19 protein-coding genes are annotated in these 24722 nt (G+C 70.8%); 9 read left to right on the top strand and 10 right to left on the bottom strand.

Translation table 11 applies throughout. The annotated features are described in order from the left end of the window. From IPH07_03035 to IPH07_03010, 6 genes are all read right to left on the bottom strand, one after another. On the bottom strand, positions 1-237 hold the full coding sequence (locus tag IPH07_03035) for a hypothetical protein (GenBank protein ID MBK6916355.1): 237 nt from the start codon (positions 235-237) through the stop codon (positions 1-3). A gap of 38 nt (positions 238-275) precedes the next feature. Next, entirely contained in the window at positions 276-1382 is a 1107-nt protein-coding gene (locus tag IPH07_03030) for a hypothetical protein (GenBank protein ID MBK6916354.1), read from the bottom strand. Next, a complete protein-coding gene (locus IPH07_03025; protein MBK6916353.1) occupies positions 1369-3024 on the bottom strand; it encodes a GH3 auxin-responsive promoter family protein in 1656 nt (551 codons plus the stop codon). Before IPH07_03025 ends, IPH07_03030 begins: the two co-directional genes overlap by 14 nt. After that, positions 3025-3885, bottom strand: coding sequence for an alpha/beta fold hydrolase (locus IPH07_03020; protein ID MBK6916352.1), 861 nt, complete (start codon positions 3883-3885; stop codon positions 3025-3027). It lies immediately after the preceding gene. 13 nt (positions 3886-3898) lie between these two features. Beyond that, positions 3899-4681 carry an SDR family oxidoreductase gene (locus IPH07_03015; protein MBK6916351.1) on the bottom strand — a complete coding sequence of 261 codons (783 nt, stop codon included), beginning with the start codon at positions 4679-4681 and terminating at the stop codon, positions 3899-3901. Between the two features lie 185 nt (positions 4682-4866). Further along, positions 4867-5757, bottom strand: coding sequence for a fibro-slime domain-containing protein (locus tag IPH07_03010; protein ID MBK6916350.1), 891 nt, complete (start codon positions 5755-5757; stop codon positions 4867-4869). A gap of 348 nt (positions 5758-6105) precedes the next feature. Between IPH07_03010 and IPH07_03005 the strand changes: the two genes are divergently transcribed. After that, positions 6106-7449: an L-lysine 6-transaminase gene (locus IPH07_03005; GenBank protein ID MBK6916349.1), complete on the top strand. Its 1344-nt coding sequence runs from the start codon at positions 6106-6108 to the stop codon at positions 7447-7449. Positions 7450-7574: 125 nt separating this feature from the next. On the opposite strand, the gene IPH07_03000 is transcribed toward IPH07_03005, so the two are convergent. Next, positions 7575-8666 carry a hypothetical protein gene (locus tag IPH07_03000; protein ID MBK6916348.1) on the bottom strand — a complete coding sequence of 364 codons (1092 nt, stop codon included), beginning with the start codon at positions 8664-8666 and terminating at the stop codon, positions 7575-7577. Between the two features lie 52 nt (positions 8667-8718). Beyond that, positions 8719-11661: a tetratricopeptide repeat protein gene (locus IPH07_02995; protein MBK6916347.1), complete on the bottom strand. Its 2943-nt coding sequence runs from the start codon at positions 11659-11661 to the stop codon at positions 8719-8721. Positions 11662-11822: 161 nt separating this feature from the next. Here IPH07_02995 and IPH07_02990 point away from each other — a divergent pair, with 161 nt between their 5' ends. The 6 genes from IPH07_02990 (at position 11823) to IPH07_02965 (ending at position 19134) form a co-directional block, all read left to right on the top strand. Then, positions 11823-12512: a hypothetical protein gene (locus tag IPH07_02990; GenBank protein MBK6916346.1), complete on the top strand. Its 690-nt coding sequence runs from the start codon at positions 11823-11825 to the stop codon at positions 12510-12512. A gap of 120 nt (positions 12513-12632) precedes the next feature. Then, positions 12633-13376 (top strand): AgmX/PglI C-terminal domain-containing protein, encoded by a 744-nt coding sequence (locus tag IPH07_02985; GenBank protein ID MBK6916345.1) that lies wholly within the window; start codon positions 12633-12635, stop codon positions 13374-13376. 379 nt (positions 13377-13755) lie between these two features. Next, the gene (locus IPH07_02980) at positions 13756-15261 is read left to right on the top strand and encodes an RHS repeat-associated core domain-containing protein (protein ID MBK6916344.1); all 1506 of its coding nucleotides are present in this window, start codon (positions 13756-13758) and stop codon (positions 15259-15261) included. A 554-nt stretch (positions 15262-15815) separates the two neighbouring features. Then, a complete protein-coding gene (locus tag IPH07_02975) occupies positions 15816-16364 on the top strand; it encodes a hypothetical protein (GenBank protein MBK6916343.1) in 549 nt (182 codons plus the stop codon). A 134-nt stretch (positions 16365-16498) separates the two neighbouring features. After that, complete coding sequence (locus tag IPH07_02970) at positions 16499-17950, top strand: hypothetical protein (protein MBK6916342.1); 1452 nt, start codon at positions 16499-16501, stop codon at positions 17948-17950. A 23-nt stretch (positions 17951-17973) separates the two neighbouring features. Beyond that, positions 17974-19134, top strand: coding sequence for an extensin family protein (locus IPH07_02965; GenBank protein MBK6916341.1), 1161 nt, complete (start codon positions 17974-17976; stop codon positions 19132-19134). A gap of 46 nt (positions 19135-19180) precedes the next feature. Here the strand turns inward: IPH07_02965 and IPH07_02960 are convergent, their stop codons facing one another. Continuing rightward, on the bottom strand, positions 19181-20575 hold the full coding sequence (locus tag IPH07_02960; GenBank protein ID MBK6916340.1) for a hypothetical protein: 1395 nt from the start codon (positions 20573-20575) through the stop codon (positions 19181-19183). A 110-nt stretch (positions 20576-20685) separates the two neighbouring features. Beyond that, a complete protein-coding gene (locus IPH07_02955; protein ID MBK6916339.1) occupies positions 20686-21807 on the bottom strand; it encodes a hypothetical protein in 1122 nt (373 codons plus the stop codon). Between the two features lie 233 nt (positions 21808-22040). Here IPH07_02955 and IPH07_02950 point away from each other — a divergent pair, with 233 nt between their 5' ends. Further along, positions 22041-23054 carry a glycosyltransferase gene (locus IPH07_02950; protein ID MBK6916338.1) on the top strand — a complete coding sequence of 338 codons (1014 nt, stop codon included), beginning with the start codon at positions 22041-22043 and terminating at the stop codon, positions 23052-23054. 28 nt (positions 23055-23082) lie between these two features. Next, positions 23083-24660 (top strand): lipopolysaccharide biosynthesis protein, encoded by a 1578-nt coding sequence (locus IPH07_02945; protein ID MBK6916337.1) that lies wholly within the window; start codon positions 23083-23085, stop codon positions 24658-24660. The last annotated feature ends 62 nt before the right edge of the window (positions 24661-24722 follow it).

Below are 24722 nucleotides of genomic sequence, written 5' to 3'. Positions count from 1 at the left end.
TCACTTCTTGCGGTGCGACTCGATGTACGCGACCAGCTTGGCCACGCTACCGAAGTTGTCGGGTTGGATGTCGTCGATCTCGACGTCGAAGCCGTACTTGCCCTCGATCCACACCACGATCTCCATCACCGCGGTCGAGTCGACCACGCCCGCGAGGTTGGTTTCGGCGTCGAGGTCCCCCGCGTTCTGCGTGAGCTCGGTCTTGATGTACGTGAGCAGTTCGTCCTGGGTCGACATGCGGATGGCTTCGTTCTCGGTGTGAAGAAGTGGAGCGGCTAGCAGCGTCGCACGGGTGCGATCGCGTGGGCCCGCACCCGTGCCTCGCTGACGCGAAGGCCGAGACCCGGCGCAGATGCGGAGATCTCGACGTCGGGCTCGAGGATGTCCTCGGCGAGCAGGAACGCATTTTGCCCCTTTCCATCGAGGCAATCAAACCCGGGCGTGGCCTGGCCGAAGCGCTCGGAGGCGACCGACAGCACGCCGGTCTCGCCGACCATGGTGCCCAGGTGCAGCGCCACGCCGGCGGTCGCCGCGAACGCGCAGATGCGGGCGGCCCCGAGCGCGCCGCCCATCTTGCCCAGGCGCACGTTGAAGATGTCGCAGGCCTCGGCCTCGACCAGGCGGCGGGCATCATCGAGGCTGCACACCGACTCGTCGGCCATCACGCGCAGCCCGAGCTCGCGCCGGATCCGGCGCAGGCCCGCGAGGTCGTGCTTGCCGACCGGCTGCTCGACCGACGCGATCGCGAAGCGTGTGAGGCCCGACAGCCGCGCGATCGCCTCCTGTGCGCTCCACGCCGCGTTGGCATCGAGCCGCAGCGGCAGATCCTTCAGCACGCCGGCGATGATCGCCAGCCGTGCCTCGTCGTCGTCGGCACCGATCTTCACCTTGACGTGCCTGCGACCGCCGAAGCGCAGCGCCGCGCAGTGACGCGCGAGCTTGTCGGTCGCGACCTCGAAGCCGATCACGATGCCGGCCGGCAGCGCGGCCCCGTGGGCGCCACCCAGCAGGTCGAGCAGCGACACACCGGCGCGCTGGCCCACGAGATCGAGCAGCGCGAGCTCGAAGGCACCAAAGGCGGCCAGCGCGTCGACGTGTTCGTCGATCGCCCGTCGCAGCCACGCGATCGTGCCCGCGACGTCGTCGAGATCGAGCGCGCGCAGGCGCGAGGCAATCGCCGGGCCGTCGCGGTCGAGCACGCTCCCGACGTCCTCGCCGGTGACGTAGGGCCGCGGCAGCGCCTCGCCCCAGCCCTGTCGCCCGGCCTCGTCGACCAGCCGCACCAGCACCGGCTCGCCAGCGTCGCGGGTCGAGGCGGCGTGGCCGAAGCTGCCGCGGAAGGGGATCCGCAGCGGCCACAGCTCGATCTCACGGATTGCCATGGAAGCGCTCGACGATGTCGAACTGATCGCCGAAGTCGGGATCGCGGCTGAGGTGGGTGGGCTTGATCTGGCTGTCGCTGGTGCCGCCCGCCAGCCGCTGCCGACGCCGCGCGTCGTAGCCACCGGCGCGCACGACCGCGAGCTCGGGCGCGGCCAGGCGCTGTGACGAGCGCTTGCCGCCGTACTCGATGTTGTGCTGCTCGAGCGCGTCGTCGAGCCGCTCGGGGAAGGCCTGCAGGTGGCGGCGTTCGACCTCGCCGTCGAACTCGACGTAGGCGACATAGCGCGGGAAGCCACCCCGGGCCGGCGCGAGCGTGAAGCCGGCGAGCTTGAGGTCCAGCGCCCGCGCGACGTCGCGGACCGCCTGCGTGACCTGATCCTCGGTGAGCTTCTCGCCGGTCAGCGAGCAGGTCGCGCCCGCACGGTGGAGGAACTCGATGCACGGCGTGGTCCCGACGAAGCCGCGCACGCGCACCACATCGCCGATGTCGTAGCGATACAACCCACTGCCGTTGGTCAGCACCAGCACGTAGGTCTTGCCGTCCTCGAGCTGGTGCGGCAGCAGCACCTCGGCATCCGCGCGGCCGTACTGCTCCTCGGGGATGAACTCGTAGACGTGCACGCCGACCGCCAGCGGCCCACCGCTGCGTTCGTCCTCGATCGGGATCGCCATCACCCCCTCGGAGGCCATGAGGATGTAGTCGCGCGCGGCGACGTCGACCAGCTGCGGCGCGAGCAGCTCGAGGTAGGGCTGCAGCATCGGGCTGCGCCAGCAGATCGCGAGCCGCAGCGCCGGCCACATGCGGTGCGCCAGCAGCCCCTCCCCGGCCAGCAACGCCGCCAACGCGTCGGCACGCGCGGGGTTGCCGGTGTAGCGCTGGGCGATGGTGCGCCGCACCTCGTCGCCACAGCGAACGCGCTCCGATATCCCGCCGGCGGCGACGTCGGCGACCAACTCGGCGCCGAACTGCGCGATCTTCTGGAACAGCAGCACGATGGTGCTGGGGTTCAGGGTCATGATGACGCTGAAGTCCTCCTCCATCAGGATGCGCGCGATGGCGTAGTAGCGACCGTCGGAGTCGCCGATCTGCGCCACGCTCTTGGGGATGATCGGCGTCTGCGTGAGCGAGGTCGCCCGCGTCACACCGGCCCAGTATGCGCTCTCCGAGCTGCACGGCAGCCCCGAGCCGGGCGCCTTCACGGCCTCGCCGGAGTCCGAGAAGTTGGTGACCATGCGCCCGGCCTTGGCGGCCGGGTGGCGCGCGAACACCTCGGCCCAGTAGATGCCGAACGCCCGCGACTTCGCGCGCACGAAGGTGTTGGTGACCGGGATGTACTTCGACTTCGCGGTCGAGCCCGAGGTCAGGAAGAAGCGCTTGACCGGCTCGGTCGTGAGCACGCCCTGCTCGCCCGCGACCACGCGATCGATCTGCGACTCGAAGCCCTCGTACTTTCGCACCGGCACTGCACGCTGGTACTCGGCAAAGCTGCGGATCTTCGCGAACTCGTGGGCGCGGCCGAACTCCGACTCGCGGTTGTCGGCCAGCAGCTGCTGCAAGAGCTGCTGCTGGGTGGTCGCGGAATCGGCGAGCGCGTCGACGAACACGCGGGCCTGCTGCGATCTGTACTCGGGGGCGGTCATCTAAGGCCTCGCTTCTGGCACGGGGGGCGCGTCGACGAACTCGACCATGGCGGCCGCGAGCGCCTCGGGGGCCTCGAAGCTCACACCGTGGTGTGTCGGCAGCGTGACGACGCGGCGGCGTTCGGCGCCGACGCGCTCGAACGCCGCCAGGGTCTGCGCGTTGTCGGTGGCGCCGTCGTGCTCGGCGAGCACCAGCAGCGTCGGCACCTGGATGCGGGGCAGCCGCGCCAACGCGACCGCCGACAGCTTGTGCGACAGCGCCGAGAACCGCGGCGTGATCGCCCGCAGCCGCAGCGGATCGACGCGGATGAACTGTTCGAGCGCGGGCCCATCGGTGAACAGCTCGTCGCGGATCGGCGTGGGCACGCACGGCTCGTCCTCGGCGCACCGGCTCGCGGCGCTGGCCCCGGCCGCGGCGGCGTCGCGCACCTCGGCGGTCGGGCACAGCCCCGGCGTGACCAGCACCAAGCGATCGATGCCCTCGCCCAGCGCGAGCGCCACGTGCACCGCGAGGATCGCCCCCCAGCACCAACCCACCACGACCAGCGGGCGCGTGCCATCGTGCTCGGCCGCGATCACGGCGCGTGCGTCGTCGACCAGCACGTTGGCCGACTGCGCGTCACCGCGGTGCTCGGGGTTGGGGCCGCTGCCGCGACGATCGGCCCCGACCACGGTGTAGCCGGCGGCGACCAGCGCCGGCTGCAGCGGCCGGAACCACAGCGAGTGGCTCATGATGCCGTTGAACAGCACCACGGTCGCGCGCGGCTGCGGCACCGGCCACACGCGGTAGCGCAGCGACACGCCGTCGTCGCGGAGCAGCGTGCGGATCTCACCGTCGTCGGCCATCACCGGCTGTGCCACGGCCGCCCCGCGATCATCCCATCGCATAGCCGCCGCAGACGTTCAGCGACTGGCCGGTGATGCCGCGGGCGTCGTCGGACATCAGGAACACCGCCAGCGCCGCGACCTCGCGGGCGGTGATGAGGCGCTGCTGCGGGCTCTGGGCCACGATCATCGCCATGTAGTCCTCGGCGGTCTTGCCGAACAGCTTGGCGCGGCTGGCCATGGCGTCGTGCACGAGCTCGGTGTCGACGTGCCAGGGGCGGATGGTGTTGCAGGTGATGCCGAGCTTCGCGACCTCCTTCGCGACCGAGCGCGAGAAGCCGTCGATGGCGGCCTTGCTCGAGGCGTAGGCGGTGTTGTACGCCGCGCCGAGCTCGCCGGAGACCGAGCCGATGTTGATGACGCGCCCACGCTTGCGGCGGATCATGGGCTTGATCGCAGCCTGGGTCGCGCGCATGACCGCGAAGACGTTGAGCTCGTAGAGGTCGCGCCACGCGTCGGCCTTGGCCATCACGAGATTGGCGACGTAGTTGGTGGCGGCGTTGTTGACCAGCACGTCGATCTGGCCGAAGCGCTCGAGGGTCTGCGCGATCACGGCGCCGGCCGCCGCAGGCTCCACCAGATCCGCCGGCATCGCGACCGCCTTGCCGCCGGCGGCCTCGATCTCCGCCACCGCCGCGTCCAGCTGCGCCGCGGTGCGTGAGACCAGCACCGCGGTCGCGCCGGCCTCGGCGGCGACCTTGGCGATTTCCTTGCCGATGCCACGCCCCGCACCGGTGACGACGACGACTTGCCCGCTGAGATCGACCTTCACGTGAGCGGCAAGGGGACGCCGAAGCACGCGGTGTTGTCAACGTGAGATGGCGAACGCGACCGGCCCCCCAGAAAGCCGACATCCGCGGCCCAGGACCCCGTTCGCACGCTCGGGCGCGAACCCGCACCCACGCGCGCGAGCCCACGCGCGCCGCCGTCGGCGGCCATCCGGCCCGCGGGTGGCGGCTACGCCGGTGGCGGCGGCGTCACGAAGCAATCGATGGTCGTGACGATGCGGAAGTTCGACTCGTTGGTGTGGCGCTCGGCGTGGAAGATGTCCATCGGGTAGGTCTCGCCGACGGTGAGGCCGAGCGTGTCCATGTCGACCGAGTCCTCGAGCGCGGGATGCAGGCCGCCGAGATCGATCGCGAGCTGGCCGTTCACGAACATCCACAGGTCGTCGTCGCCGCGGAAGGTGAAGGTCTCGCCACCGAAGTAGGTGAAGCTGGTGTGGACCTCGGTCGTGAAGTGGTAGTTGTGCTCGTTGCCCTCGTCGCCGAAGCCCATGCCGTCGAGCGGGAAGAACGCGGAGTTGTCGTAGACGAACATGCCCGGTGTGTCCTCCATCAGCCCGAGGTCGATGGGGAACGGCATGTTGGTGCCGGGCACGTCGTGGTACCAGTCGGCGAAGCTCGCGGCGCTCGTGATCATCGGCGCACCGGCGTAGGCGGGATCGAGCGTGGGCGTGTCGTCGACGCCCAGGGTGGTCATCACCAGGCCGACCGAGGCCGTGTTGCCGCCGTAGGTCTCGAAGTCGGGGTGGCTGCTCGAGAAGTCGCGGATCGTCGCGACCAGGCCGTCGCAGTTCTCGCCCATGGTGTCGACCGGCGAGCCGTCGGCACCGGTCTCGGCGCCGATGTCGAGCTTGGGGCCGTCGTCGTCGGCCTCGACGTCGTCGTCGCCGCTGCCGCTGCCGCTGCCCTGCGTGAGCCCGGCGGTGATGCCATCGCCCAGCGTGTCGTCACCGACCGCGGGCGGGCTCTCGGCACCGCAGGCGATGAGGCCCAGCGCAGCCAACCAGCCCAGCGCTGGGATCGCACGCCATGTCCGTCGTCGTTGCTCGCGCGCTGCCACCATCTTGGAGTGTAGCAACCCATCGGGGTCGATCGAGGGCAGAGGACCTCATCGTCACGCGCATCGATCGTCTGCGTTGGTGGATCCTCGCGGGCGCAGAGGGAGAACTCCCCCGCCGATCCGCGAGCGTCTCCGCGCGACGCTGCGTTGCGACTCGCGTGAGCTGCCTCAACCGTACGCGGGCAGACCTTGCCTGCGGCGCGCCTCGGCCGGATGCCCGCTTGGCCGCGGTTGCGGCCGCGATCGCGCGACGTAGCCGCGACAACCGTCGCGCGCACGCCTTCATTGTATGGTGCGCCGCACGATCGACGGCGTTCATCGCGAGCGCGTGGATCCTGACAGGAGCGGCCCATGAACGAACCCACCTTCCAGACGGATCCCCGCGAGGTCCACCGCGTGCTCGGCGAGTGGATGCTGGTCGATGGCTTCCCGCTGGTCTACGACACCGAGCGCAGCCGCGGCGCCCACCTGGTCGATGCGATCGGCGGCACGCCGTACCTCGACATGTTCTCGTTCTTCGCGAGCATGCCGGTGGGCCACAACCATCCCAAGCTGCGCACGCCCGACTTCGCCGCCAAGCTGCAGGCCGCAACCCTGACCAAGGTCTCGAACTCCGACATCTACACGCCCGCGATGGCCGACTGGGTCGCGGCGCTCGGCCGCACGATGCCGGCGAACTTCGAGCACCTCTTCTTCATCGAGGGCGGCGCGTTGGCGGTGGAGAACGCGCTCAAGGTCGCGTTCGACTGGAAGGTCCGCAAGAACATCGCGCGCGGGCTGTGCAGCGGTCGCGACGACGACCTGCTCGGCACGCAGGTGCTGCACTTCCGCAGCGCCTTCCACGGCCGCTCGGGCTACACGCTCTCGCTGACCAACGGCTTCGCGCCGCAGAAGACCCAGTACTTCCCGAAGTTCCCATGGCCGCGCGTGAGCACGCCGGCCATGCGCTTCCCCTTCGACGAGGCCGCCCAGGCCGCGACCATCGCGGCCGAGCAGGCGACGGTCGCCGAGATCCGCGCGGCGATTGCCGAACGCGGCCACGACATCGCCGCGATGATCCTCGAGACCATCCAGGGTGAGGGCGGCGACAACCACTTCCGCCCCGAGTTCCTGCAGACGCTGCGCTCGCTGTGCGACGAGCACGAGATCCTGCTCATCTTCGACGAGATCCAGTGCGGCATGGGCCTGACCGGCAAGTGGTGGGCCTTCGAGCACACCGGCGTGCAGCCCGACGTGTTCTCGTTCGGCAAGAAGACCCAGGTGTGTGGCATCGCGAGCACCACCCGCGTCGACGAGGTCGACTCGTGCTTCAAGGTGCCCAGCCGCATCAACTCGACCTGGGGCGGCAACATCGTCGACATGGTCCGCGCCACCCGCTACATCGAGATCATCGAGCAGGAGCGCCTGCTGGACAACGCGCGCGACATGGGTGAGCACCTGCTCGCCGGTCTGCGCGGCCTCGCCAAGCCCGGCGGTCCGGTCAGCAACGTGCGCGGCCGCGGGTTGATGTGCGCGTTCGATCTGCCGAGCCCGGAGATCCGCGGCAACGTCGTGAAGGCCGCCATGAAGGACGAGCACATGCTGGTGCTGCCCTGCGGCAACGCGGGCATCCGCTTCCGGCCGGTGCTCGACATCGATCGCGGTGCGATCGACGACGCACTCACACGGCTCGCTCGCGTGCTCGGCAAGCTCTGACGGGGGCGGCACCGTCGCTGCGTCGCAACGTGCCCGGCGCGCCTCGCCCTTGCGCCGGCCCGGTTCGACGGGCCGGTTCGACGGGCCGGTTCGACGGGCCGGTTCGACGTGGTCGCTCTGCGTCGTCATCCGGGCAGACAGCACACGGTGATCGGATCCTGCGCGGTCGCATCGCCGGTCGGGAGGGACGCCGACGGCGTGCAGGTCGCGTCTTGCAGCGGGAGCTGGAAGTCGTCGATGCGGAACCGCGAGACCGGCCCGCCGGGCAACGCCGCACAGCCTTGCGATGCGCCGAAGTACTGCTCGCCGACCTTGTTGGAGTTGGTGCACGTGCCGTCGTAGAACGAGATCGTGGCGACGCGACAGTGTCCTTCCGGATCCCCGCAGGTGCATGGCGTGCAGCCACGATCGTCCACGACCGACGCGAACAGGCCATCGACGCGCTCGGTGAAGGCCCCGGCGTCACCGCAGTCGCCGTCCCCCTCCTGATAGACGCACAGATCACCGTCGATCACATCGGGCGCACACAGCGTCGCGTCGGCGCAGCTCGGCCACGGCGCCGCGAGGCCACAGATCGACAGCGTCTCCGCCCACTGCGAGGGCTCGATGTCGACCTGCGCCATCGCCGGGCAGCTGCCCGGCGGCGAGAAGGGGCTGGTGATCTCGAACGCGAAACGATCGCCCGCCTCCGCTGCGAAGCCGGGGATGTTCTGACAGCTGAGACCGGCGGCCGAGTGGGCGAGAGCTGGGCATGCGAAGCCACTGGCGGTGTCGTAGTCGAGCTCCTGTGCGTTGCCACAGCCGACGCCGACCGAGTCGCCACACGCACACCCGCAGGTCGCGGCCGAGGCCGTGAGCCCGCGATGGGCCTGCACCATCGCCTCGGGGAAGTCGCCGCCACACGCCCCGGCGCTGACCTGCACGGGACCCGACCAACCATCGGGAAGCGCGAGACACTGGCCGTCGCACGACCCGCCGGCGCCCCCGCTGCCGGTGTCGTCGCCGGGCGTCTGCGTGTCGTCGCCGGGCGTCTGCGTGTCGTCGTCGTCGCCCGCACCGGAGTTGCCCGAACCGCCGCCGGACTGCCCTGCCCCCGATCCGTCGGTGGGCACGAAGACGGTGTCGGCGCCGTCGGACTCGGATGCTTCGTCCGACCGGCTGCACCCTGCGGCTGCGAGCAGACAGACGACGCCGATGGTCGAGCTTCTCGTGTTCACCCGCAGCTGACACAGCCCGGTCCGACGATTTTCCGCCATGACCGAAGAAAAATTACCCGCCCGCGATCAGGCGCTGCGCCGGCGCGACCATGCGCTCGCGGGCCTGCGGCTCGGCGGCGACCGCAGCGAGCACCTCGGTGGCGAGCGTGACGACGCGCTCGCGATCCCGGCCGGCGTGGTCGAGGGCGGTCGCGAGCTGCAGCTTGATCTGCGCCGGCAACAGCGGGCCGAGATCCTGATCGGCCCACAGCACCAGCGCGCGCTCGAGCAGCGTGATCGCGAGCTCGTACTCGCCGCGGTCGCCATGGGCGGACGCCAGGCACGACAGGTGCGGCACCAGCTCGAGGGCATCCTCGCCGCGGGCCTGGCGTTCGATGGCGAGCGCTCGGGTGCAGACCTCGATCGCGCGCTCGGCATCGTGCTCGAGGACGGCGCACTCGCCGATGCCGTTGAGCGCACCCGCGACCAGGGGGTGATCGGGCGGCAGCGCGCGATCGAAGACCGCCAGCGCCGCTTCGTAGTCCGCGCGGGCCTGCTTCACATCGCCGGCATCGAAGTGGATCGACGCGATGAGCCGCAGCGCGCGTCCGATGTCGGCGTGATCGGCCGGCAGGTGCACGCGCCGGATCTCGAGCGCCTCACGGGCGAACCCCAGCGCCTCCGGGCGTCGCCCGACCTCGTTGAGGGTGTCGGCGAGGAACGCCAGCGTCATCGCCGTATGAGGATGGCCACTGGGATACACCCATCGCTGCATCGCCAGCGCCTCGCGCAGCGTGGCCTCGGCCTCGTCGTAGGCGCCGCGGTTGAGCAGTGCGAGTCCGAGGTTGGCGAGCGCCTTGGCGACGTCGCGGTGGCCGTCGGGAAAGCTCGCCCGCAGGATCTCCACCGCGCGCCGCAGCGACGCCTCGGCCTGCGCCGGGGGCTGCAGCAGCGAGAGGTTCACCAGCTCGTTGCCGATCTGCGGGTGCGTCGGGGTCAAGACCTCGCTCGAGCTCGCGATCGCCTGCTCGAAGTGATGGACGGCCTCCTCGTAGCGCCCAGCGAGCTGCAGATCGAGCCCCGCCGATCCCTCGAGACGCGCGCGCAGCAGCGGATCGTCGAGCTCGCCGAGCAGCTCGACCGCGGCGAGGCCGTGCGCGACCGCATCGTCGAAGCGACCCGCGCTCACCGCCATGCGGGCTCGGCTCTCGCGCAGGCGCGCCCGCAGGACCGGCGGCGAGCCGAGTCGACCGATCAGCCCCTCGACGAGGGCCGCGACCGTCTCGAATTCCTGCTCGCGCCCGACGTGGGCCGCCAGCAGCGAGACCAGCTCCAGCCACGCCGCGACCAACGTGCCGTCGTCGTGGGCGGCGGCCGCCGCCTCGGCTGCGGCCTTGTAGGCGGCGAAGGCCCCCTCGTCGTCGCCGTTGTCGCGTCGCAGCTTCGCCCGCAGCAGCTGCGCCTTGGCACGCAGCGGTGAACCGGCCGGCAGCGCCTCGGTGTCGACCACCAGCGCGTCGGCGGCCGGCAACGCCACGCGATACTGACCGGTGTGCTCGAGTGCCTGCACCTGGCCGAGCTCGCCCTGCAGCCGCGACGCGAGCACGCGCTCGGCCTCGGTGCTCGGCTGCCACGCCATCGCCAGCAACGCCTCGGCGTCGCCGCAGCTCGCCACCGGTGGCAGCTCACGCGCAGCGCTCGGCGCCGAGAGCAACACATCGCGCGCGTCGGTCTGCAGCAGCGCGCCGACCAGGGCATCCAGCGCCGCGCGTCGTTCGTCGAGGCACCCCATGCGGCGGTCGAACAGATCGGCCGACTGCCGATGCTCGATGGCATGGGCAACGCACGCCTCACCGCGCATCTGCGTCCACTGCTCGCCGTAGCGATCGAGCGCCGACGAGACCGCGTCGTGCAGCGCATCGGCGCCCGGCAGCTGCTCGAAGTGCGCGCGCAGCTGCTCCCGACGTTGCTCGTTCCACGCCGACGCGAGCGCCCCAGCGGCCTCGTCGCAGGGTCCGCCGCGACCGATGACGTAGGCGATTCCCAGCGCCGCCGTGGCGGTCGCGACGAGTCCGAGCACCAGCACGCGAGTACGGCGCGCGGCGACGTCGAGGCGCGCGAGTAGCTCGGCCATCGAGCCGTGTCGCGCGGCCGGATCGACCGCCATGCCACGCAGCAGCGCGCGTCGGATCGATCGCGGCACCGCACGCCCGGGCGCGACGGTCGCGATCACGCCACCGTCGCTGGGATTTCTCGTCGGCCGCACACCGCACAGCACCTCCCACGCGGTCATGCAGAAGCTGAACTGATCGCTGCGCTCGTCGAACGCCGCGGCATCGCGCGCCTCGGGTGGCAGGTAGGCTGGGGTGCCAGGGGTCTCCCCGGGCCGCGTGACGAGCGAGCCGGCGGCGGTTGGCGACGACGCCACGGGCTCGTCGGCGCGGACCTCCGAGGACGGGAACCGCACTGGACGCGCGAGGCCGAAGTCCGCCACGCGGGCGCGTCCATCGTCGCCGACCAGCACGTTGGAGGGTTTGAAGTCGCGGTGGACCAGGCCCTGGCGGTGCGCGTGCGCGAGCCCCCGGCCCGCGTCGAGCAGCAGCGGCAATGCCTCGCGCCACGCAGGTCGATGCGCGGCGGCGAAGCGATCGAGGCTCTGCCCGCCGATGAGCTCCATCGCGACGAACAGCTCGTCGCCGGCCCAACCGATGTCGAACACCGGCACGAGGTTGGGATGCGACAGCCGAGCGAGCGTCTGCGCCTCGCGCAGCAGCCGACGGCCGTAGTCCTTCGTGGCGCCGGGATGCAGCACCTTGATCGCGACGCGTCGGTCGAGCTCGCGATCGTAGGCCGCATGCACCACGCCCATGCCACCTTCGCCGATGCGCTCGAGCACGACATAGCGGCCCCCGAGCAGGGCCGCCGTCGGCGGCATGCCGTGGTCGGCCACCCGGGCGCTGCGCCCGGGCGTGCCGCGACGAACCTGACCGGTCTGCGTGTCCTGGGGCCCGTGCACGACGATCGCTCGCCACGATAGCAGGCCAGCGCTTGGGGCCGAAGCCGCGCGGGGCCGCCGACGCCCGCGAGCGATCGTGATCGATCCGCCGTGATCGATTCGCCGCGCTCGTCGGACGGAGCCTGGCGAGCGCCGACGCCCGGCGCGAGGAGCCACCCGCCATGTCGCTGTCCACCCTCTCCCCCCTGTCCTTCCTCACCCTCTGCGCTGTGCTGTCGCTCGGTTGTATGCACGACCCGGTCGAGCTCGAGGAGGACGCTGCGTCGTCGAGCGGCGCCCAAGACGGCGACGACACCGACGCCGAACCCCGCGCGGCGCCCAGCTGCGTCGATGGCGAGCAGCTGAAGATCGTCGACTGCAGCTATCGCGTCACCGGCAGCGCGATGACCTCTACGTGCACGCCCCTGTTCGCCTCGGTGCTACCCGATGGGAAGATCTCGGTGACCGCCGAGGGGCGCGGCAAGGACTGCGCGTGCGAGTGGAACAGCCCCGGCAACACCGGCACGGCTGCGGGCACCTGCACCGACCTCGGTCAGGGCTATCATGATCCGCTGACGGGTGCCGAGGATTGCCCGCCGCAGCAGACCACGGCATCCGACGGCTGGCGCACCGCACAGGGCGTCGGCGTGGGCGACGACTATGCGCAGGCCGAGCTCGCGGCACTGGCCGCGTGCGCGGCCAACGGCGCGACGCAGTGCACGAGGTTCTGCGCGAACTGGCCGCGCACGGGCTGGGACATGCCCAAGCGCGAGATTGCGTGCTGCGTGCCCAACACCGAAGTCTGCGGCGACGAGCCCTGCGACGTCGAGCACGACGACGCACAGCCGATGCCGGCGCCCGACGCACCTTGAGCCCGTGGGCGCAGCGCCGGCCGAGCCCGCGGCGGGCGTCGAAGCGCGGCGCCGTCCTTGTTCGCCAGGGAACTTCTTCGACCCACCGCGGTCTGCGTCCCGGTGCATCCGCGCGACGCCATGGCCCTCGCGACGTCGCCGGCGCGTCGCAGCGGGCCGTGCACGGGCTCGTCCGCGCGGCGGATCGGCCTGCGCTTGCTGCTCGGACTGCTCGCGATCGACGGCTCGCTGGTCGCGTCGGCCTGTGCGCCACACGCCCGCGATCGCGAGGACGACGCGCCGCCGCCCACCATCGTCAGCGCCCACGAGCATCGCAGCACGCCCGCGCCCACGCTCGTGGATGGCGCCCGCCCGCCCCGGGTGGACGAGGCCGCGCCCAGCGGGATGTACGAGCTCGTGCGCGAGCCGATCGGGACCGGCGGCCTCGGCGAGCGCGTCCGCTGGGTACCGCGGGTCCGCATCGGTCGAGCGTCGTCGGACGCCGCGGAACACGAACACCTCGCGCGAGCGATCGTGCGGGGACGACTCCGAGAGATCGTCGCGTGCTACGGCGAAGCGCTCCGCCGCGACCCGGGGCTGCACGGTGAGCTCGTGCTTCGGTTTCGCATCGGACGCAAGCGCACGATCGCGGCCGTGGTCCGGCCATCGCCAGCGCTGGCGCAGTCGAGCGTCGTCCGCTGCGTGGCGCGCCGCGTCCGACGCTGGAGCTTTCCCCGGCCGCACGGCGCTGCCGTGACCATTGCCGTTCCCATCGTCCTCGGCCAAGCCGCCACGCACGCGAGCCCTGCGTTCGCGCCCGCGGCTCGAGTCCTCTCGCCGCCGCAGGCCGAGCCCGCTGAGGTGACGCCGCTTCGGGTACGATGATCCTGGGCCCCTGCGCTGTGCGCAGGGTCTGGACAGCGGCGTGCCCGAGCTCGACGACGATACCGACGGCGAACGCCTGGGCGCGACGCCTCCGGGCCGACCGGGACGTGCCCTGGGTCGCGATGGCATGGTCAGCGTCCGCGGGACGCCGCGCGAGCACGCTGCGGGGCGACGCGATCGGATGCTGCTCGACGGGGGCGATCGTGTACTGGACGATTGGGGCACCGGCCAACTGCGCTCGTTCACCGAGTCCCACGGCGGAACCACCGAGTTCACGTGGGATGGCCCGCTGCTTCGCGGGGTCGAACGTTCGGTGTCGTTCGCCGGGGAGGTGCAGTTCAGCTACGGCAACGACTTCTTGCTCGCCACCGAGAGCGTGGTGGGCGCGTCGACGATCGCTTACGGCTTTGATCACGACGACCTCCTGATCGAGGCCGGCGAGGAGTCGATCACGCGCGACCCCGTGCTCGGTGCCGTCATCGGGACCACGCTGGGAGACGTCACGAGCCTCGTGACGTACTCGAGCCACGCCGAGGTGTCCGCGCTGGCGTACGCGCATGCCGGCAATGGCCTCTACGAGATCGCCTTCACGCGCGACGCGCTGGGCCGGCTGCTCTCGAAGACCGAGACCGTCGGCGGCGTGACCACGGTCGAGAGCTACACCTACGACGGGGCCGGTCGCCTCGACACCGTCGAGCGGGACGGCCTGCCCGCCTTCGACGCCGACTACGACGACAACGGCAACCGCATCGCCCTCACGACCAGCAACGGCACGCGCACGTCGTATCACGACGACCAAGACCGACTCATCGAGGACGGCGACCTCGACTTCGTGTTCAACGCGGCCGGCGAGCTCGCGAGCCGCACCGACGTGGTCACCAGCGAGGTCACGGGCTTCGTCTACCATGAGCTCGGCGGCCTGCTCGAGGTCACTCGACCGGACGGAACCGACGTCGGCTACACCATCGACGCCGCCGGGCGGCGGATCGGCAAGGAGATCGACGGTGACGTTGTCGCCGGTTGGCTATATGGCCAGCAACTCGGCCCGGTCGCCGAGCTCGACGCCACCGGCGCGATCGTCTCTCGCTTCGTCTATGCGTCCCGTGCCCACGTGCCCGACTACATGGAGAAGGGCGGCGTCACCTATCGCCTCCTGACCGACCACATCGGCAGCGTCCGGCTCGTCGTCGACGTCGCGACGGGTACCGTCGCGCAGCGGCTCGACTACGACCCCTGGGGCGTCGTCACCCACGACACCAGTCCCGGCTTCCAGCCCTTCGGCTTCGCGGGCGGCCACTACGACCACGACACAGGCCTCGTCCGCTTCGGCCTGCGCGACTACGATCCCGCTGCCGGGCGCTGGACCACGAAGGATCCGATCGGCTTCGACGGCGGCGACTCCAACCTCTACGCGTATGTCGGGGGAGATCCGGTCAACGGGATCGATCCAAGCGGGCTGTTTCTGTTCGGGGCCTGGGACAGCTCGGCCCAGTTTGTCACGAGCATCTCGGACTTCTCAGCTGGTTTTGGCGACACACTGTCGGGCGTGCCGTTCACGAACTTCAGTCTCTCCGGAGCTGCCCGTCGTCTGCTCGACGTCGACGACGTGGTCGACAAGTGTTCGAACGGGTTCCTGGCGGGGGAGGTTGCCGGGATCGCCCACCAGGCGTTGAACTTGCATCCCAAGTTGCCGGGCTGGCTGCTCGGGCGTGGGTTCAAGAACGGAGGTCTGTTGAACCGCTGGGACCGCCTGAGATTCGGCTGGGGTTGGTCAGGGTCTGGAAAGGAAGGCAGCCATGTGCTGCGCATCGCACTCGGCACAAAGCCGAACGTACGGCACATCGACATCTTGGCATACCCACGTTCATGGTGGGGCGGCACGTGACCACCGTCGCATCTAGAGCTTTCGAACGAGCATTCGCCGATCTGGTGGACCAGATCCTCTCGATTGCGCCCGACGTGGTTGGCCAGTGGGAGACTGCTCGGCGAGGCCTTGTCGTGACGGAATTTCTGTTACCGGAACAGGAGGCACTGCCTTTTGCCGTGCTGCTCCAACTTCAGGATGACGCACTGTGCCTCGGAGTTGGTACGTCGCTCTGGATTGAGTATTTTCCACTGAACTCGCCTGCGACGTGGAGTAGTATCAGGGCCGCGGCCGCGGGGTTATTGCTAGGTGAGTGTCGGGTCGTCGAGCATTTTCGGAACGGGGTCCCGATCGGCGCAGATTTGGAGGAACATGATGGGATGTCCTGGCGCGGGCTGGCGCGCTCCACGAAGTTGCACCTTCCTGGTGGGCATAGGACTGCCCGAATACTACTTCGAAGGCCGACAACGCGAACTGGACGTAGCTGAGGAGCACGCACAGCGCAAGATGAAGGACTGGTGGACCAGGTGACGTCCCCGGACCGACACGCGGGGGGCGTGGGGGGCGTGGGGGGCGTGGGGGGCGTCGAAGTAGCCATCCCCACGAATCGAGACGCCTTCCACTACCTGCTCGACTATTGGGAGCCGACGATCGACCAAATTGAAGCTGGCCCCCGGCCGCCCGACTACGACGAGTGCGTGCGGCACCTGCAGCCCTCGATCGTGGAAGCTTGGAGGTCCCCGCGTTCACTCTTCTCCCGCCGCCTACGACGCACGCTCCATGTGCGCAGCCGCCCCTCGGCGTGGACGCCAGACGACCTGTTGCTCGTCGACTCGCTGCCGGCCCTCGCGCAGCTCCACCGCAAGTACTTCGACAGCCCCGGAGACAGTCGCGAGCAGGGGCCAGCGACCGCCTCGCCTGTGCTCGATCCGGGGGAAGTGCAGACTGTGCTCGACTGGCTCGGCGCGCGCCCGCTCCGAATCGGCCAAGCGCTGGTCAGCATCTCCGGCGATGGCGACTACATATTCTCGATCACGCGATCAGTTGATATCGGCGAGCTTACTGGCAGTGCCGGCAGTGCGTCAGGATCTCCGCGATCGGGAAGCGACGGCGGCAGTCCATGAAGCGCTCCATGTCTGCGTCCAGGCATCGCCTCGTCACCGCCACGGCGTCATGCTGGTTCGGGATCACGGCCCCTGCGTGCACGCGTCTCGTCGCGTCGACGTCGGCAGACGCCGATGGCGAGACATCGACCACCATGGCCACGACCGCGGTCTTCCCGAACTCGCTGGACGCGTCCGACGCCGGCGCAAGCGTCACCGCGAGCAGCGGCCCCGGATCCTCGACGGACACGAGCGATCCCTCGGGTGCCACGCGAGGCGCGACCGAGGCCACCACCACCACGGCCGCCGAGTCGACCTCCACCTCCACCTCCACCTCCACCTCCACCTCCTCCGACGCCAGCAGCTCCGGTGCCCCCTCGCCCGAGCCCGTCTGCGGCAACCTCTGGCTCGAGGACGGCGAGGATTGCGACGATGGCAACCTCGACGACTACGACGGCTGCACCACCACCTGCACGCTGAGCCTGCGCTCGCTCTCGCTCGGCATCGACTACACCTGCTCGACCAACCAAGGCGCGCTGCGCTGTTGGGGCGGCAACTCGGCGTTCCAGCTGGGCGTGGGTATCTCGGATCCCATCGGCGACGACGAGCATCCCTCCGAGGTGCCCGAAGTCGACACCGGCGGGCTGGTCGCACAGATCGAGACCGGTGCACTGATGGCGTGCGCGCTGCTCGTGGGCGGCGACGTGCGCTGTTGGGGCGACGCGGCCGGGTGGGTCTTGGGCGGTGACGCCCTCGCCACCGCGGCCGAGTCGCCGCTGCTCGACCTGGGCGGGCGCGCGGTGCAGATCGGCGTGGGCTACTGGCACGGCTGCGCGATGCTCGAAGGCGGCACCGTGCGCTGCTTCGGCAGCAACACCTCCGGCCAGCTGGGCTACCCGGGCGTCTATGACGTCGGCAACGTCGATGCCGCGGGCGCGGGCGGTGACGTCTCGCTCGGCACGCTCGCGGTGCAGCTCGACGTCGGCGTCGACGGGTCCGCGGTCGTGCTCGACGACGGGACCGTGCGCCTGTGGGGCCACAACGACGGCGCACCGATCGGGGACGACGAGCTGCCGTCGTCGATCCCCGCGATCGATGCCGGCGGCACCGCGATCTCGGTGCGGACGTGGCCCGACAACGGCTGCGTGGTGCTCGACGACGGTGGCGCGAAGTGCTGGGGCGACGCGTACCGCAGCGGCCTCGGCATCGCGGTCGCCCGCAACACCCTCGCGGCGCAGCCGTCGATCGACGTCGGCGGCCCGGTGCTCGGTCTCGGTGTGGGCGATACCTCGAGCTGCGCGGTGCGACACGACGGCGGCGTGGTGTGCTGGGGTCGCGCGTCGGGCCTCGACCAAGCCCCGCTCGGCTACGGTCTCGGCGAGGTGTGGCTCGAGCGTCCGCAGCTCGCAGGTGAGCTCGGCGACGTCCCGCTGGGTGGCACTGCGGTCGCGCTGCGCGGCGGCCCGGCGCACACCTGCGTCATCCTCGACACGCTCGCGATCCGCTGTTGGGGCCTGGGCGGCTCGGGGCAGCTCGGCTACGCCAGCACCGACGACATCGGCCGCGACCAGACCCCGGCTGACGTCGGCGACGTCTCGGTGTGGTGACGCGCCGTGGTAGCGTCGCTCTGATGCGCCGCCGCCACCTCGTCCTCGTGCTGTGCGTGCCGCTCGCCTGCGGCGGCGACACCAACGAAGCCGCGACGCAGGCGTGGATGAGCGCGAGCGACGACGACGGCACCGCGTCCGGCGTCGGACCCGACGACACCACGGGCAGCGACACCGACGCGCCGGGCTCGAGCAGCGCGGCCGACAGCGACGACACCACCGCGCTCGACGAGAGCGGCGACAGCAGCACCGGCGAGCCGCACTTCGACTGCTCGCCGTGGTCGACCACGTGGATCGGCGCGCCATGCCTCGACGACGGCGAGTGCAGCTACGACGGCGGGCTATGCCTGCGGGAAGACGAAGGCTTCCCCTGCGGCACCTGCTCGCTGCCGTGCGAGGGGCTGTGCCCCGACCTCGACGGCGTGCCCGAGACCTTCTGCATCGACGCGGCCGACGTCGGGTTGGCCTCGGCCGGGCGTTGCCTCTCGAAGTGCGACGCCGCGTTGCTCGGCGGCAACGGCTGCCGCGATGGCTACGCCTGCGCGCCGCTCGAGCGCTACGCCGATCCCTCCGCGGGCGCGGGCGTGTGCGTGCCCGAGCCGTTCGCACCGCCGCTGTCGGCCTGCGGCGCCCAGCTCGACGCGCTGGGGGCCGCGTGGCAACCGACGTTGCACCCGCCCGAGCACCCGGATGGCTATCCCGATCTCACGTGCACGATCGACGAGCCGGTGATCCTCGTCGAGCCCTACCCCGGCGTCGCGCTGCGCTACGTCGATTCCGACGCGCCCGCGGGCGTGCTGCTCGGCTGCGCGGCCGCGGTCGCCACCGCGCAGACCGCCGAGGTCGCGGCGTCGCTCGGCGCGGTCGAGTTCGTCCACTACGGCACCTACAACTGTCGCCCGATCGCCGGCACCAGCACGCTCTCGCAGCACGCCTACGCCAACGCGATCGACATCTACGGCTTCACCCTCGACGACGGCAGCGCCTACACGGTGATCGACGACTGGGAGGACTTCGTCGACGCGCCAGTGACCGCGGGCGGCTCGTGGCTGCGCGACATCACCGATGCGCTGTGGGACATGTCGATCTGGAACATCATCCTCACGCCCGAGTACAACGACGCGCACGACAACCACGTGCACGTCGATCTGACACCGGGCGATCACTACTACTACTGGGACTAGACCGACGTGGGTCGCGCGCGGCGGCCCACGTCGCGGCCGCGACCGATCAACCGCTCGGCACGCCGCCGCCGGCGTTCGTGAGCGCGTAGCCGGTCATGTCGCTGTACGTGTACGCGCCCGAGAGGCCGTTGTACGAGGTCACGGAGCCGTCGCTGGGATCGAGCCGGTGCGCGCCGTTGCCGTTCTCGACCGTCCACACGTAGCCGTAGAAGTCGATGCTCACGCCGTACGAGCCCGGCACCGGCCAGTTGGCGTCGACCGCCAGGGTCTCGCGGTTGACCCCGACCAGGCTGTTGCCCGACGCCATCCACAGCAGACCATCTTCGCCGCGCTCGGCCATGCAGCCGGTCCAGCCGCCGACGGTCGCCTGCGTGAACGTGGCGGTCGCGTAGTCGAAGCGCGCCGCGTCGCTCGAGCACAGCCACACGTTGTTCTGGTCGTCGACCGTCATGCCGTACCAGTGCGGCCCGACCGGCGTGTTCCAGATCTCGTAGTCCATGGTGTCGATGTCGACGCGGATGAGACGGTTGCCCGAGCCCAGCGTCGAGGCCCAGAAGTTGCCGTCACCGTCGACCGCGCCGCCGTACATGCCGTAGAAGTCGTTGGTCAGGCCGACCACCGCGACCTGATCGACCACCACGCCGGTGTCGCCGTCGAGCAGCAGCACGTCGAAGTTGTTGCCGACTCGGCCCGCGGTCCACAGCCGCTCGTTGATGTACGAGCAGGTCGTGGTGTCGAGCGTGCCCTGGGCCCACGCGACCGGGCGCTGGCTCTCGTAGTTGAACGGCGTGTGCCAGGCGACGCACTCCTCTTCGCCCCACGGGAGGTAGGTGCTGTCGTCGGAGGTCTGGATGCCGGGGGTGCCGTTGCTCTCCTCGCAGAAGGAGATGTCGGCGTAGATCTTGGTGACGCCGCCCACGCGGTTCGCCACCGCGACATGACCCGACTGACTCACGCTCGTGCGCGACGGGTCGCCGGCGCCGTCGGGCCGCGTGATGAAGCGGCCGACCTCGGTGACGGTCTGGGTGTCGATCTTGGAGATCGTGCCCTGCGAGCTGTTGGAGGCCCACAGGAACGAAAACTCGGGGCCCTTGCCGCCACCCTCTTCACACGGTGGCACGCCGACGTCGGGCAGCACGCCGACGTCGAACACCACCGGCGGCGGTGCGGTCTCGCCGGCCTCGCTGCCGGAGTCGGCCGCGGTGCTCGACACCGTCGTCGCCGCGGTCGCGCTCGCGCTCGCGCTGTCGCCCGTGGTCGCGCCATCGGTCGCACTGGCGCTCGCGCTGTCCGTGATCGTCACGGTGCCGGCGGTGCCGTCGGCCGCACCGGTGCCGTTCGGCGTGCCGTCGTTGCAGCCGGTGAGCAGCACGGCCCCCGCGACCACGCACGCCTCGGCGACCCTGCCCTGAACGCTGAGAACGCTTCGCATCATGTTCATGCCCCGCGTGGCCACCATCGCATGGTCGATCGGGCGGCCACAACTCCGCGCCTGTTCCAGCGCGCGTGCGCCAACGCGGGTGCGTGGGTGCCGAGGGTGTTCCGCGCGGTTCAGCCGGGCGAGCGTTTTGGCAGGAGCGGTGCGCGGTCCGTCGATGCTGCGTCGGGCTGCGCCGATGCCACCGTCGCGCCGCGTGACGCTCGAACCGCCCACGCCGGCGGTGGCGGCGGCGTCGGCCGACGCGGCGCCGACGGTTGGCCAGGGGCGGCGGCGCGGCGCAGCCATGCGAGCATGCGCTCGCGCCAGCGGCCGTCGCGACCCGCGAAGCCGGCGGCCTGCTCGAGCATGCGACACAGCGCCTGCTGCTGCGCGGCATCGCCCACCGCGGCGCCCGTGCGCGCGAGCAGATCGTCGAGCATCACCTCCGCGGCGGCGCCGCTGCCGAGCGCGGCGTGGCAGCGCAGCGAGAGCTCGACCAGCTCGAGTCGCAGGGGCGAGCGCCGACGCGCCAGCTCGAGCTTCTGCAGTGCCTCCGCGACCTGCCCGCGACGCAGGTAGATCCGTGCCAGCTCGAGGGTCGCGTCGGCGTCGAGCCGCCCGTGATCGATGAGCGTCTCCGCCAGCCGGACGAACGCACCGGCGCGCCCGCTCGCGTGCATCCGCGCGGCGGCGTCGGTGAGCAAGCTGGCGCCACGCTCGCGGTCGCCGTGCTGCAGGTCGACCTCGGCGACGCGCATGGTCTTGGTGACGCTGCCGGGATCGCACTCGAGCAGCAGCTCGCGCAGCTCGCGGGCACGATCGAAGCGACGCGCGGCGCCGTGGGCCCGCGCGGCGATCTCACACAGCGCCTCGGCGGGTGCGCCACACGATCGCACGATCGCCTCGATCCGCGATCGCACCACCTGCTCGGGGTCGAGCGCCGCGGCGCGTTGCGCCAAGCCCAGCGCGCGGCGGTGCTGACCCGCACGCGCGAGCGCGGCGGCGGCGGCCAGCCAACCCTGCGCGGCGCCGGCGGGCTGGCGCGCGCGCCAGCAGCAATCCGCCCAGCGCAGCGCCGCCGCCACGTCGTCGGCGTCGAGCCGCACCATCGACTGGTACTCGAGCGCAGCCGCGGTCCAGCGCCGTTGCCGTCGCAGGCCATCGGCGCGATCGCCCATGACGCCCTTCGCGAAGCCCAGCGGACGATCGTCGCGGTGTTCGTTCTCGGTCGACTCCAGATGTGACGTGGACAACGCGAATCCTCCGACCTGGAGCGGCCATCCGCGCGATCGGACCGTCGCGCGCTCACCCCTCCCCACCATCGGACACCAGATCGACGCGCTCTTTCGGCGCGGCCTCCGATGCCGACGCGCGATTCCAGGATCTGCCCGGCGTTCGCGCGGACGATCGCCGCGAGCGCGCCCGGTTGCGTCGCGACCGAACGTGCGCGCCGGCTTCCTGCTACCTTCGAGGCCGCCCTCCGCCCATGCGCCTGCTCGTCCTCGTCCCCGATCTCGTCCGCCAAGGCCCCCTGCGCAGCGTCACCGAATTCCTCGCGCGACACCCCAAGGCCGAGCGCATCGCCATCTCCCGCCGCATGCTCGTGCACCCGCGCCTGTACACCCACGTCGCATGGGGCGGCACGCTCAACAACATGCGCCACGCCGCGCTCGCGCGCTCGCTGGGGGTCGACGCGCGCCTGGTGTCGCCGTCGGGCAAGGACACCTACGGCGACTTCAACGTGGTCAAGCTGCCGTACATGCGATGGTCGGATCGGCGCGACGACGACGTCGTGCTGGTGCCGGACTTCTGCACCGAGCTCGCCAACGACGTGCGTGGCCAGGCGATCGTGTACTTGCAGGTGCCGATCCATCTGCACCCGAACTTCGACTACATGTCCGATCGGATGACGTTGTGGACCGACTCGCCGCACATGCTCGAGCTGTGTCGCAAGGCGTTCCCGGGCAAGGACATCCCGATCGTCCCGAACATCGTCGACAACGACACCTTCCCCTTCGTGCCGCAGAGCGAGCGCGAGCCCGGGCTCATCTTCGCGTTCCCCCGCAAGGGCCCCGAGTACATCCAGGCCACGCGCGACCACTACGCCCGGCTCGGCGGCAAGTTCTGGCGCTTCGAGCTGATCGACGGCGTGCCGCTGCAGGAGCTCGCGGCCCGCATGCAGCGGGCGCAGGCGTTCCTCGCGTCGGCCGACGTCGAGGGCTGCGCTCTGCCACCGCAGGAGTCGATGGCGTGCGGCATGGTGGTGGTCGGCAAGTCGGCCAGCGGCGCCAACTTCTCGATGGAGCACCGCAAGACCGCGATGATCGCCGAGACCCCGGAGCGCGCCGCCGAGTGCCTCATCGAGCTCGAGGACGCGCAGCTGCGCGACACCATCTCGAAGAACGCCTACGCGTTCATCAGCCGCTACTTCCCCAGCGGTGAGCCGCGCGCGTTCTGGCGTCGCACGCTCACCCAGCTCGGCTTCGCCTTGCCCAACTGAAGCGACGGCGGCAGCGACCCCCGACACCATGGCGCAGGTCGAGTTCAAGACGCTGGCGCGCAGCACCCTGGTCGCATGGCTGGCGGAGGCGTGGCGCATCGGCTCGCGCTTCATCCTGACGCCGATCGTGCTCGCCAAGATCGGCAAGGACGGCTATGGCGTGTGGACGCTGGTGTTCAGCCTGTCGAACTACGTGTCGATGGTGAACGCGAGCTTCGGGGTCGCCTACATCAAGGCCACTGCCGAGTGCATGCGCAGCGGCGATCAGGCGCGGCTGGAGCGGATCCTCGGCTCGGGCATGCTGGTGATCGGCGGCGTCGCGGTGTTCGGGCTCGGCGCAACCTGGGTGCTGGGCGCGTCGATCCTCGACGCCATCAACGTACCGGCCCGCTTCATCGGCCAGGGGCGCGTCGCGCTGATGTTGATCATGGGCTGCCTGGTGCTGCGCATGAGCGTGGGCTGTGCGCTCGAGGTGCTGGCCGGTCTGCAGCGCATCGATCTCACCTACAAGCTCTACATCCTCGCGTCGTTCGTCGAGTTCTTCGTCACGCTGCCGCTGTTGTTCCTCGGCTTCGACATCGTCGGCATGGGCGTCGGCTATGCCGTCGGCCAGGTGGTGTGCATCGCGGTGGCGTGGATCAGCCTGCGACGCATGGCGCCGCAGCTGCGGCTCAGCCCGTTGGCGTGGACCAAGGACGGCGTGCGCGAGGTCTTCTCCCTGGGCGGACGCTTCCAGGTGCTGGGCATCGTCACGACCAGCGTGATGGAGGGCGTGAAGATCCTGCTGTCGGTGCTGCTCGGGGTCGGTTGGGTCGCGATCTACGATCTGTGCGACAAGCTGCTGACCCTCGGCAAGTCGCTGTCGTCGTCGGTGCTGGCGCCGCTGCTGGCCGCGTTCGCCGATCTACAGGCCGGCGGCGAGCGCGAGCGCGAGCGCGGGCTGTTCGTGCAGGCCAGCAAGGCGCTCGCGGTGGTGTCGAGCGGCACCTTCGCGTTCCTGGCGGTGCTGGGCGGCCCCGTGCTGCTGGCGTGGACCAACCAAGACGTCGCGGAGGCCGCGCTCGCGCTGCAGCTGCTCGCGGTCGGTGAGGTCTTGATGCTGCAGACCGGGGTGATCTCGGCCAACCTGCGCGCGCAGGGCAAGGTCATGCTCGAGCTCGCGACCGCGATGATCGCGACCGCGATCGTGCTGGTCTCGGTGGTGCCACTGGCGCGTGCGTTCGACTTCGACGGCATCGTGGTGTCGCGCCTGGCCGGCCAGGCCATCGCCGCGCTGTGGTACATGCGGGCGTTCTTCCGCTTCGCGAACCTGTCGGCGCGCAGCTACGTCGAGGGCGCGCGCATCGGCCCGGTCGTGGCCGTGGTCGCGATCGCGGCGGCGCTGGTGTTCGCGGGTCACCTGCTGCTGGCGCCCTTGCTGGTCGGCGTGATGCCACCGCGGTGGGCCGCCGCGCTCGAGGTCGCGGTGTTGGCGGTGCCGTATGCGGTGGTGCTCGTCGGCGGCAGCTGGCGCTTCGTGGTCGCGGCCGACGAGCGCGACCAGCTGCGCGCGATCGTCATGCGCAAGCTCGGCAAGCTGCGGCGCGGCGCGGCGCCGCCCCCGTGAGGCCCGCGGCGCCCCGCGGGCGGCACGTGCCGGCGGCCGGCGACACCACCACCACACCGCCT

The sequence above is a fragment of the Deltaproteobacteria bacterium genome (assembly GCA_016709225.1).
In the GTDB taxonomy this organism is placed as follows: domain Bacteria; phylum Myxococcota_A; class Polyangia; order Nannocystales; family Nannocystaceae; genus Xiheibacterium; species Xiheibacterium phototrophicum.
The sequence above is the reverse complement of the archived record's forward strand: the minus strand, read 5'-3'. Positions and strand labels throughout refer to the sequence as shown.

Bases quoted from the DNA above. Each gene is read 5' to 3' on its own strand.
- IPH07_03035 (MBK6916355.1), bottom strand. From the start codon at position 237: ATGTCGACCCAGGACGAACTGCTCACGTACATCAAGACCGAGCTCACG.
- IPH07_03030 (MBK6916354.1), bottom strand. From the start codon at position 1,382: ATGGCAATCCGTGAGATCGAGCTGTGGCCGCTGCGGATCCCCTTCCGC.
- IPH07_03025 (MBK6916353.1), bottom strand. From the start codon at position 3,024: ATGACCGCCCCCGAGTACAGATCGCAGCAGGCCCGCGTGTTCGTCGAC.
- IPH07_03010 (MBK6916350.1), bottom strand. From the start codon at position 5,757: ATGGTGGCAGCGCGCGAGCAACGACGACGGACATGGCGTGCGATCCCA.
- IPH07_03005 (MBK6916349.1), top strand. From the start codon at position 6,106: ATGAACGAACCCACCTTCCAGACGGATCCCCGCGAGGTCCACCGCGTG.
- IPH07_02990 (MBK6916346.1), top strand. From the start codon at position 11,823: ATGTCGCTGTCCACCCTCTCCCCCCTGTCCTTCCTCACCCTCTGCGCT.
- IPH07_02985 (MBK6916345.1), top strand. From the start codon at position 12,633: ATGGCCCTCGCGACGTCGCCGGCGCGTCGCAGCGGGCCGTGCACGGGC.
- IPH07_02970 (MBK6916342.1), top strand. From the start codon at position 16,499: ATGGCCACGACCGCGGTCTTCCCGAACTCGCTGGACGCGTCCGACGCC.
- IPH07_02965 (MBK6916341.1), top strand. From the start codon at position 17,974: ATGCGCCGCCGCCACCTCGTCCTCGTGCTGTGCGTGCCGCTCGCCTGC.
- IPH07_02960 (MBK6916340.1), bottom strand. From the start codon at position 20,575: ATGAACATGATGCGAAGCGTTCTCAGCGTTCAGGGCAGGGTCGCCGAG.
- IPH07_02950 (MBK6916338.1), top strand. From the start codon at position 22,041: ATGCGCCTGCTCGTCCTCGTCCCCGATCTCGTCCGCCAAGGCCCCCTG.
- IPH07_02945 (MBK6916337.1), top strand. From the start codon at position 23,083: ATGGCGCAGGTCGAGTTCAAGACGCTGGCGCGCAGCACCCTGGTCGCA.